General features: G+C 63.9%; 10 protein-coding genes. 8 read left to right on the plus strand and 2 right to left on the minus strand.

Features of this window, described 5'->3' with window-relative positions; translation table 11 throughout:
- Positions 1 to 24 precede the first annotated feature (24 nt).
- Positions 25 to 1,416: a hypothetical protein gene (locus VNW74_RS05035; RefSeq protein ID WP_325675504.1), complete on the minus strand. Its 1,392-nt coding sequence runs from the start codon at positions 1,414 to 1,416 to the stop codon at positions 25 to 27.
- A gap of 682 nt (positions 1,417 to 2,098) precedes the next feature.
- On the opposite strand from VNW74_RS05035, the gene VNW74_RS05040 reads away from it, so the two are divergent.
- The gene (locus VNW74_RS05040) at positions 2,099 to 2,788 is read left to right on the plus strand and encodes a hypothetical protein (RefSeq protein WP_325675505.1); all 690 of its coding nucleotides are present in this window, start codon (positions 2,099 to 2,101) and stop codon (positions 2,786 to 2,788) included.
- Between the two features lie 360 nt (positions 2,789 to 3,148).
- Here the strand turns inward: VNW74_RS05040 and VNW74_RS05045 are convergent, their stop codons facing one another.
- Positions 3,149 to 4,711: an amino acid adenylation domain-containing protein gene (locus VNW74_RS05045; protein ID WP_325675506.1), complete on the minus strand. Its 1,563-nt coding sequence runs from the start codon at positions 4,709 to 4,711 to the stop codon at positions 3,149 to 3,151.
- 487 nt (positions 4,712 to 5,198) lie between these two features.
- Here VNW74_RS05045 and VNW74_RS05050 point away from each other — a divergent pair, with 487 nt between their 5' ends.
- The 7 genes from VNW74_RS05050 to VNW74_RS05080 all read left to right on the plus strand — a co-directional run.
- Positions 5,199 to 6,044: a phytanoyl-CoA dioxygenase family protein gene (locus VNW74_RS05050; protein ID WP_325675507.1), complete on the plus strand. Its 846-nt coding sequence runs from the start codon at positions 5,199 to 5,201 to the stop codon at positions 6,042 to 6,044.
- Positions 6,045 to 6,179: 135 nt separating this feature from the next.
- Complete coding sequence (locus VNW74_RS05055) at positions 6,180 to 6,425, plus strand: acyl carrier protein (protein ID WP_325675508.1); 246 nt, start codon at positions 6,180 to 6,182, stop codon at positions 6,423 to 6,425.
- Complete coding sequence (locus tag VNW74_RS05060) at positions 6,425 to 6,652, plus strand: DUF1839 family protein (RefSeq protein ID WP_414686599.1); 228 nt, start codon at positions 6,425 to 6,427, stop codon at positions 6,650 to 6,652. Before VNW74_RS05055 ends, VNW74_RS05060 begins: the two co-directional genes overlap by 1 nt.
- A complete protein-coding gene (locus VNW74_RS05065; protein WP_325675509.1) occupies positions 6,613 to 7,083 on the plus strand; it encodes a holo-ACP synthase in 471 nt (156 codons plus the stop codon). The genes VNW74_RS05060 and VNW74_RS05065 overlap by 40 nt, the downstream gene beginning before the upstream one ends.
- A gap of 487 nt (positions 7,084 to 7,570) precedes the next feature.
- A complete protein-coding gene (locus VNW74_RS05070) occupies positions 7,571 to 7,930 on the plus strand; it encodes a PAS domain S-box protein (protein ID WP_325675511.1) in 360 nt (119 codons plus the stop codon).
- A gap of 352 nt (positions 7,931 to 8,282) precedes the next feature.
- The gene (locus tag VNW74_RS05075) at positions 8,283 to 8,930 is read left to right on the plus strand and encodes a DUF1361 domain-containing protein (protein WP_325675510.1); all 648 of its coding nucleotides are present in this window, start codon (positions 8,283 to 8,285) and stop codon (positions 8,928 to 8,930) included.
- Positions 8,931 to 9,932: 1,002 nt separating this feature from the next.
- The coding region (locus VNW74_RS05080) for a glycosyltransferase family 2 protein (protein WP_325675512.1) at positions 9,933 to 10,234 on the plus strand (302 nt) is incomplete at its 3' end.

A 10,234-nucleotide genomic window follows, 5' to 3' on the forward strand; every position in this document is an offset into this window, starting at 1 on the left:
CCGCCCGCGGGGTCTGCGGCCAGATCACCTGGCGTCGAACTGCTTCGACTTTCCCGACCACAGTCGGTCTATCGAACCGACCTCTTGCACACCGACTTCCGACTCCGGCCCGCCGTGCCGGCGGAGCACGTCGATCAGTTCCGTTCGCAGATGCTGGAGGTCGCATGAACCGTCGGTCACCACGGACAGGTCGACACCACCTTGCGTCTTGCCCACAAAGAAGTTGGCGACGCCGGGGGTGGCAAGGACAGTCTGCTCGAAGGCCACCCGGGGCACCAGAGCACCGCTTTCGTACTGGAAGGCGCCGTCGATCCGACCGTTGACCGACGTGATGCGGCGATGAGCACAACCGCACGGACACGGCGCGTCGGACATCGTCACCGCGTCCACCAGGTCATAGCGGATCAGCGGCTGCGCAAGGTTGAACAAGTTGGTCAACAGCAGCCGGTCCGCAGGTTGCCCATAGGGGACGACGTTGCCATCGGCATCCGCCGGCTCGAGAATGACCAGATCGTCGGCGACGTGCATGCCTTCGCCAACGCCGCACGGAAAGGCATAGGTCCCCTCTGAGCAGCCCCAGAACTCCGAAGTCTCGATCCCCCACGCGGACCGAACCGCCTCCCGCACGGGCGGGGTGCAGACCTCGCCCGCGACGCTGACCCAGGTCGGTTTGATGGTGAGTCGTCCTGCGATCGACTCCAACGCCAGCTCCCGCATGAGACTCGGCCACGCTTGGAGAGCCTGCACCGCGGGACGCGCGTTGTTGAGGCTATCGACAATCTCGTCCAGGGGTTGCGTGCCGCCGGAGCAGTGCGATGCCGGCCCCCCGCTTTCGAAGGTGCTGAAGTCGTGAAATATCCCCGATTCATGCCGAGTGCTGGTAGCGAAGGCCTGCGCCAGCACCGCGTCCGGGTCTTCGCCGCGTCGCCCGGTCCAGCGCGAGCCCTGCATCACGAACGTGACGAACGCGTCCCAGCCGTAGACGTGGACTGCTCTGGTTCCTATATACCCAGACGTGATAATTGCCTGGTACTCGTCGTCCAGGTACCCGCGGTCGCCGTCCGACTGATCGAGGTGTTGTTGCACCCGAGCCAGTGTCAACCTGGGGTCCGTGACCACCCGGTCGAATTCCGCCATCATCTCGGCTCTGGTCAGGACCGGCAGAGAGGGGAGGTCGGCCTCGGTGAAGTTCGCTAGATCGCGGCCTGCCAGTCGTTCCCGCCAGAACGGCGAACGATCGGCGGCCCACACCAGCAGCTCTCGAAGACGCCGTTCGCGTTCTGCGGCGAGACGCTCTGTGTCCCATCGCAGCCGGCGCACGCCCCGCAAGTACGCATCTTGCAATTCGGCACGCTGCTGCTGGACCAGCTGCTCGTAATGTCCCCCCGACGTCTCGCCAGCTGCCCTCGCGTGCACCCGAGCGATCGTAGCCTAGGACAGCGCTCCGATACCATTCCTGGCCAAATGGCCAAAGGACTCGCCACAGCGAGTCGATCTCCATATAACTGGCCATTCTGACTTAGCAAGCGTTCCGCGCTGACCTGCCGAAATGCTTGGGTTCGGGAGCGCTGTACGGCTAGTTATCTTGGGGATTAGCTAACGCGTAGAAAACAAGGTAGCCAGCCATAAGAGCTCTGCTCGTGGTCTTGCTGGTCGTTGGGTTCGTGGCGACCTACTGGTGGTGGATCGCTGCGGCCATCGGTATCGCCGTGCTGCTGTGGTGGCTCGCATGCTTGCGCGGCGCGCCCGAGTCGATGCCCGGGAGGAGGAGCACGACGCGCTGGTGGCCCGCTGATCAGCAACACGCTGGGTAATCGCTGGCGACGACCGGGGTGTGTACGGGAATAGCCACCCAAGTGCCCGTGAACTGTGCACGGCGCTGCACAGTTCACGTCGAGAAATGTTGGAACCAAGACACCTTTCTCACGGCGGGGAGCCTTCCAGACTAGAGGTCCGGTGTAACTTCAGATCCAAGCTTTTAGTATGTGAAACACGACTTCCAGCGTATCGTCGGTATGATTGCACCAGCCACCGCCGGCTACGCGGGAGTAATCATCAGACTAGGACTCCCGCGCGGCCCTCAAAGGGAGGAGGGCATATGACCGCATTCCAAGGCTTACAGCGGGGACGTTACATCAGCGCGACGACGCGCAGACGTGATCCGGCATCGGTTTGGATGATCGGCGCGTTGGGCGGCGGGATCGCGATTGCCGTGGCCGTTCTGGCCGGTTACGGCACCGGTCCCGATGGCCTCAGGCTGGGGGTGCGCGTCTTGGCGCGCTGGTCGTTCCTTTTTTTCTGGCTTTCCTATGCCGGTGGCGCGATGGCCATCCTGTTCGGCCCAGCCTTTGCCGGGCTGGCGCGCCGGGCGCGAGTCTTCGGCCTGGCCTTCGCCACCGCGATTCAGGTCCATATCGGACTGGTCATCTGGCTGGGCGTCGTCATCGGCCAGATTCCGCTGCGGGGCGGCGTGTTGTGGCTCTTCCTGGTCGCACTGTTCTTCGCCGATCTGCTGGCGCTGCTGTCCTTCGGAACCGCAATGCGCAATCTGGGACGTCTGAGGTGGCCACTGCTCCTCCTGGGCACGACTTACATTCTGTACGCCTTCGGCACGGATTTTGTGCCGGGCGCACTCGACCAGAAGACACAGCATTGGCTCTACGCCGCCGAATATGTGCCGTTCGCCCTGTTGAGCCTTATTGCAATCCCGCTGCGCCTTGGCGCGTTTCTTCGCCAGCGCTTCGGCGTGCGTTTGTCCACGGCGAGACGCAAGGCCGGCCACCCGTAGGGGCATTGCCCGCTCACCGGGGCGTGCCAGCCGTGCCGCTGGCGCTGGCGCCGCCGCGACCACCCTGAGCAGTGGCTGGCTACGATCGGCGACATTGCTGTCTCGGAGCATTTGGGGCCAGACGATTAGCGCGTAGGAGCTGTCGGTGGGCGGCGACTTGTTCGCTGCGATCAGGGCGATTTCCCACGACTCCACCAACTCGGTGAGGTCGGGCGGCAGCAACATCTCGTCACACCGGTTGTCTTAGGGTAGCGCGTTGTACAAACGCGTACCTTGGTCAGCCTGTCGAACCCGCAGGTCAACCTATGATCGGGCGTAAGCCCGTTCCCTAGATAACTGAGTTGGAACGACACTGACGGCTCAGGCCCCTTCGTTCGGCGAAGACAAGCCAGCCTCCTTCAGCAGCCGTCGCTCGTCGACCTTGCTGGAAGACGTCAAGGGCAATTCGGCCACTAAGACGAATTGATCGGGCAGCATCGTTTCCGGTAGCCACTCGCTGGCGGCTTGGCGGACGGCGAGAGGGGTGAGCTCGCGGTCCGGCACCACGAATGCAACGACCCCCAGATCGCCCTCCAGGTCGAAGGTCGTGCACGCCGCGGATGTCACTCCGTCGAGACGGCCGAGCGCCTCGGTGACCTCGACCAGCGACATCCTCACACCATGTCTCTTGACGACGCGGTCCGAACGCCCCACGTATATGTAGTTGCCCCGGTCGTCGCGGAGGACGAGGTCACCGGTGCGGTAGACGGTATTTCCTTCGACGACGTCCGTTCGCAGCACAGCCGCGCTTAGCGCCGGGTCGGTCAGATATCCAGCCATGAGCTGCGGCCCGCCGATGTACAGCTCGCCGACCACGCCAGGACGATCCACCGGCTTTGCGTGCTCATCAACGAGGTGGAACGAGCTCCCGTGGTGAGGACGACCGATCGGTACCAGCCCCACGTCGAGCAACTCGGGCGTCAATTCCAGGTGGGCGACGGCGATGGTCGTCTCGGTCGGGCCGTACCGGTTTACCACCCGCAGTCCTGGGCTGGCGGCCCACACCGCCCTGATATCGGCCGTGGAAGGCGCTTCACCACCCAGCGCCATCACTCGCAGCGGGGTGTCAGCCAACCGCGCCAGACCGCCGCCAGCCCGGAGCAACCGGAGGTAGCTGGGAGAGAAGCTGGTCGCGGTGATCCGCTCGCTGACGACAATCGAGAAGAACCTTCGTGGGAATAGGAGGGCTTCCCGGTCGGGGATGACGAGGGGGACGCCGCGCACCAGCGGAGGAAAGATGGCAGAGAAGGACCCGTCAAAGTGCACGGGCGAAACGCATAGGGCCCGGTCGTCCGCGGTGAGTCCGACGGCGTCGGCGCAGGCTTCGACTGCGGTGAAAAAGGCCTCCGGGGAAATCTGCACCCCCTTGGGGATACCGGTCGTCCCCGACGTGTAAATGATGTAGGAGATGGGGCCCGTTACGGGTGGTGGCGTGCGCCGATCTGCGGCGCTCAACGCCGAAAGGGAGGTCCACGCCGTGCCGACGGGAAGTCCCGATGGCGCCGTTTGGTCCGAGCCTGCGGTAATCACCTGTGCGGGCCGGCAGTCAGCCACGACCTGCGCACGGCGGAGATCTGGATCGGTGATCGCCAGCGGAACGAACGTGACCCCCGCCCACAGACAGCCCAGTGCCGCCACCACGAAGTCCACAGAATTGCCGATCAGCAGGGCAACCCGATCCCCGGGCTCGACGCCTTTCTGAAGCAAGCCAGCGGCCACTCTCCCAGCTGCGGCGCGCAACTCGCCCCGGGTCAACGCGCGATCCAGGTCCTTGACAGCGGGCCGATCCGGGGCTCGATCGGCGTGGTCCAGCACCGCACCGAGCACGCCGTGGTCCGTCACGCCTTCTCGCAGGGGTGCTGCACGCTCGCTATTCTCGCTCACCGGGGTGGGTCCCTTCACCCCCTCCCCCCTGGCCGGGTGTCGACAAAAAGGCGGGGCCGGGTCCTGCCCTGGGTGCCCATCGCACGGTAACGCCCGAGCCTGAACGCCGTTGCGATATCGCGCAGTCCCCCCTTTCGCCCCCTCGATACGCCGGAAACCGTCCGGGCGGCGCCCCACCATCCGCGCTGAGGTCGAGCCGAACCGAATGGCGGTTCGGTCGTAGGGATGTTCCGGGGCGGACTGGCGTACACGCCGAATCGATACGGGAGCATCTGTCGTCGCACCTCCACTGCTCGGTCACGAGAGCCAGCTGTTAACCGACCGGTGTTCAGCGGATCGCCCTCATATCAGTCTTGAGTACTGCGTAAATCCGATTTACTGTACAATATGCGGTATGTCAGCAGATTTACAGACCTTGGGTTCGATTTCCGTGCCAGCAGCAGTACAGACAGTCGGTCCAGGTTCCTCGCCGGCAGACATTGCGAAGATGCTCAACGAAGACGGGTGTGTGGTCATTTCAGACCTCGCACCTCCCCAAACGATGGATCAGATACGGGCCGAGCTCGAGCCGTACCTCGCTGCCACCGGCGGAGGGAACACTGACTTCCTGGGCGAAACCACCCGCCGTACCGGCGCCCTGATCGCCCGTTCGCCGACCTCTCGCTCACTCATCACCCACCCGACGATCATCGACACGCTCGGGCTCGTGTTGGGCAACCACGCCAGCACCTTCCAGATCGACCTGACCCAGCTGGTGACCATCGGACCCGGGACGCCGGCGCAGATGATTCATCGGGACCAGTGGTCGTTCGATCGCTACCAGTTCCCGAGGGGTTTCGAAGTCGAAGTCGCCACCATGTGGGCCGTGACCGACTTCACCGAAGAGTTGGGTGCAACACGGATGGTGGTGGGCAGCCACCAGTGGGAGGACGATCCCGACGACGTGGACGCCGCCCTGTCCTCCCCAGCGGTCATGACCAAGGGTTCAGTCCTTTTGTACACCGGCTCGGTTTTCCACGGTGCGGGGGCCAACACCACCAAGACCAGCCGGATCGGGATGAACGTGGGCTATTCGCTCGGGTGGCTGCGCCAGGAGGAAAACCAATATCTGGCCTGCCCGCCCGAGATCGCCCGGACCCTCCCCGAGGGGCTGCTCAGGCTGATGGGCTACCAGCGCGGCTCCTACGCCATCGGCTACGTAGACGACATGCGAGAACCCCTGGACTGGCTGTACGGCAGCTCAGCGTTTATCTCAGACTTCCACAGTTACCACCGCGCCGCTCGCAAGCGGCTCAAGGCGACCGGGAGCTACGTTCCGCCCACGGAGTCTTAGCCCGGAAGCGGCCGAGACTCGGATCCTCCGGACCGCGCCCGCCAGTACGATTTGCACAACCCAATATTGGTTAAGTTGCTGGACCCGACACTGGCTAACAGGTTGGGTTACGGCAGAGATGTGAGGAGAACCGTGATGCAGGACCGGATTCGTGACGCCTTAGCTGCTCATGGCCATATGGCGGTCGATCCACGCGAGGTGGACGATCAGGCCGACCTCTACAAGCTCGGCCTGACGTCTACGGCGTCGGTTAATGTCATCCTTGCGCTTGAGGATGCATTCGGCGTCGAGTTCCCCGATGAAGCGCTCAAGAAGTCCACCTTCGCTTCCGTACGCAACATCGAGCAGGTAGTCGAAGGCCTAGTCAAGTCATCCGCGTGATGCCACGTGCGGTAGCCGTCGGCCTGCCGGCCCCGCAGGTCGCTGCCAGCCCCAGGGGATGCCAATCACATTCCAGTCATGCGGGCGAGCGGATCTGGCCGGAGACCAATTGCTGCCTTGATCTTTGGATCGAAACACCCCACGCTCTTGGGCTGGATCCGGTGCCCGCACTCGCCAAGTCGCATCGGTGGATCCCTTGTACCGCAACGATTACGGCGAGTGCATGATCACCTTGCCGGGCGAGGTTGACGGGCACCGCGTCCGCGTCGGATGCGATGTCGTGGCCATTGAGGATGTCCAGGACTCGCTGGCGGCATTCGGGGACCGGTACCTGCACAAGGTTTTTACGCCGAGCGAAATCAACGACTGCGAGGGCCACAACCTGGTGCACAGACTGGCGGCCCGGTTCGCGGCCAAGGAAGCGGTGATCAAGGCATTCGCAGAACCCGACATGCCGTTTCCCCTGCGGGAGATCGAGGTAACACGGGACGGTCCGCTGCCTCTGCTTCGGCTGAGCGGAGCGGTCGCCGAGCGGGCACAACACCAAGGCTGGCTCAGCTCGTCTTTGTCGCTTTCGCACGCCGATTGCCACGCAATGGCCGTCGTTCTTGTGGTCTGTAGCCCGGGCCGGGTCCGAGTAGGAAAGTTCATGCGCTAGCGGGCGATCTCTGCACGCCCAGGCAACTCCGCCGCCGACACGTCCCTTCGATAGAAGGGTGGTCCCACCGGCTGGGCGCACCCGCCCCGGAACGGCGCTGTTCGTCGAGGTCATTCCACCGGGCCGAGGTCTGTCGACAGCTAATATCCTGAGTTTGTTCGCGTTTTATGTTTTTGACAGACTGCAAGTGCTACGTTGACGGCGTATCATCCGTTCAGTACGTGTACTAGCCTTCCAGGTGCATCGCCGGTATATATATCGCGCAGGCGCCGCGGACCCTTGCCCGCCTGCGGGTCGGGTGGCTCTTGATGAGGAGGAGCACATGTCGGTCGCGACCCCACAGCTGGAGATGCTGACGTCTGCGCCATCGATGCCGAACGCGCGGTTACTTAGCGAGGACTCGCACGGCCATCCCCACGACGGCGCTGGTAGGGACGGCGGTCGGTGGGTGGAACGGCGGCGTAATGGGAGGTCCGGCGATTCACCGATGGACGTCCTGACGCGGTTGCCTGCTGTGGTGGTGTTGGAGCGGGTCCCGGTTCCTTTGCTCGCTATGGCGCGGGACGGCATCATCTTGTTCGCTAATACGGCGTTTGCCGAGATGGTGGGGTACCGGCAGGACAGCTTAGCGGGTTTGGCGTTCCCTGAGATCTTCCATACCGTTCCGGCCGCGTTATGCGCGCTTTCTGGCGTGGATGCACTGGCGAATCTGGTTGTGGAGCTGCAGCATTGCGAGGGTTGGACGGTGGGGGCCAGGATGAGTAAGTCGGCGTTGATGCGTTGCGATGATCCGGTTGTGGTGACGTTTGAGAATTTGACGGAGCGGCTGTGGATGGGCGAACGATAGCGTCGGCAGGGGCTTGACCCCGTTTGGCGGACACAGAATCAGGCGGCATTTGTGAGTAAGTTCGATTCTTGTATTCGGCTGGGTTGAGCACGCCGACGGCCGAACACCGGCCATGGGTGCCCAGTGACACCCGCGGTCGTGGTTGGCGGCGCGCTCACTTCCGCGTTCCGATTACCCCGCCCTGCCGGCCTACCCGGGGTGGGCGGGAGCAGGCGCCGCATGATGCAAATGAAAATTGCGACTCACATCAGCTTGGAACGGTTTTCGATCATGCCCTTGCCGTGAGGCGCCCAGGCTGGTGTCTTGCTTGTCGTTCGTCTCGGCCACTGCACACGGTTGCCAGAATGCACTGATGACCGATTCACGCCGTGTGGTGCTGATCGTGTCGCTGGTGGCCACCATCGGGCTGGCGCTGGTGCTGGGTGTCACCGATCCGGCCCCGCCCCTGTTCTACCCGACCCGATTTTTCGTGTGGAATCTGGTGTTGGCATGTATCCCGGTGTTCTTTGCGGCCGGTTTCGCCGTGGTACGCCGACGGATCTGGTTGATTCCATTGGGGCTGGGGTGGCTGGCGTTCCTGCCCAATGCCCCGTATCTGGTAACCGATCTGGTGCACCTGGGCAGCGTCATCGAATTGTGGCGGCACGTCATGCAATACGGGGTCGCGGCGTGGACCGGCGTCATACTCGGTGTGGTGTCGATGCATCTGGTGCATCAACGGATCGAGCGCGAGTTCGGTGCGGTGACCGGATGGATCGCGGTAGTCGTCTCGGCCGGCCTGTGCGCGATAGGTGTGGTGATCGGGCGGTTCCAGCGGTGGAACTCCTGGGATTTGGTGACGCGGCCGGGCGCGGTGGCGGCGACGACGCTCAATTGGGTGCGTTCGCCGCTCGCCTACGTCCAGTCGACCGGTGTGGCGCTCGCGGTTGGGGCCCTCTTCGGGCTGGCATACCTCACGTTGTGGTCCCTTTGGCCCTCCCCTGGGCCAGCACGCGAGTAGTGCCGGAGGATCGAGTCCGCGCCGGACAACAGGTGCTCACCTCCGCCGACCCGCAACCCGACGACCTCCGCCGAGCCCTCGACAAGATCAATCCACCCGCCGGTGTGCACTAAATTGACCCAAGTCGGGTTGCATGTCCGCGCATGCGCGGGACGCTGACCCGCCGGGTGTGCGCGCTGCGTGGTCACCGGGTGCGGTGACCGGTCAGCGCGGCAGTGCCGGCTCGGAGGGCCGCGGCGGTGCGACCCGGTGTCGGGGGTCGTGCTGGGCTGGCTGGGCGCGGGGCGCGCGCTGGCCCGCCTGGCGGCGCTGTGTCCGTTGGCGTCTTCCGTTGCTTCGCGGTCCGTTCAGACCTGCTATCCCGGGTGTATGCATGCTTTATCGCCTCTGCAAAGACTCAACGTTTGGTAATTCCTTTACGTGATGCCAAATAGTATGTACTCTGCCCAGTTAGGTGCATTACCGGTATATACATACGGTTGCACCCGGCGCCGCCGTAACCGCGGCCCGCCTCTGAGTCGACCTGCTTTCCACTAGGAGCGACATGGGACCTAGGCAGACGGCGGTTAACACCCTGAGCTATTCAACTGGATCGCGCCCCAAAGCTGAGGCGGGCAGAGCGTCGGCAAAAACCATCGGAACCGGCGTCTGCGAACGTCCGCCCCGCGGCGGGCTCCGGTGCGGGCCGCGGCTGGACCAACGGTCGTCAGGGCCGGTCGGCGGCGGTTGGCGAAGCGCCAAAACAGGTTTCCTCGACGCCGAACCAACCCCATCGAGGTTTCCGGCCGAGCGACGGGGCGACCAAGACGTGGTCGGGTCGCATCTCGTAAACAACGTACTTCTCACTCAGGCTGCGAGTCGCGCAGCACTCCACGTAAAGATTGGCAGCCGAACATGACCACCGTTTCATCCTCAAACTCAACCGACTCGACCGACTTGGGATACGGCGTGTCGGCGCTGCAGCCGGCACATCCCACGGGAACCACCGAACATTCGCTCACCCTGCGCTCCGGCTCTCGCCCGAGACCATCGACCATCGACCACCTGACCGTCAGCTTGGTGATCCCGGTCAGGAATGAGGCGCGCAACATCGCCTCGGTGCTCGAACAGGTCGCGGACGATGTGGACGAGATCATTCTCGTCGACGGCAACTCGACCGATGGCACGGTGACCACCGCGCTGGCATACCGGCCGGACGTGCGGGTCGTGCCGCAGCAAGGCACGGGAAAGGGCAGCGCATTGCGCACCGGGTTCCAGGCCGCCACCGGCGACATCATCGTCATGATGGACGCGGACGGCAGCAT

Source organism: Mycobacterium sp. (genome assembly GCF_035570115.1).
In the GTDB taxonomy this organism is placed as follows: domain Bacteria; phylum Actinomycetota; class Actinomycetes; order Mycobacteriales; family Mycobacteriaceae; genus Mycobacterium.

Coding starts and splice junctions, on each gene's coding strand:
- VNW74_RS05040 (WP_325675505.1), top strand. CDS start 2,099: ATGACCGCATTCCAAGGCTTACAGCGGGGACGTTACATCAGCGCGACG.
- VNW74_RS05050 (WP_325675507.1), top strand. CDS start 5,199: ATGCTCAACGAAGACGGGTGTGTGGTCATTTCAGACCTCGCACCTCCC.
- VNW74_RS05055 (WP_325675508.1), top strand. CDS start 6,180: ATGCAGGACCGGATTCGTGACGCCTTAGCTGCTCATGGCCATATGGCG.
- VNW74_RS05060 (WP_414686599.1), top strand. CDS start 6,425: ATGCCACGTGCGGTAGCCGTCGGCCTGCCGGCCCCGCAGGTCGCTGCC.
- VNW74_RS05070 (WP_325675511.1), top strand. CDS start 7,571: ATGGACGTCCTGACGCGGTTGCCTGCTGTGGTGGTGTTGGAGCGGGTC.
- VNW74_RS05075 (WP_325675510.1), top strand. CDS start 8,283: ATGACCGATTCACGCCGTGTGGTGCTGATCGTGTCGCTGGTGGCCACC.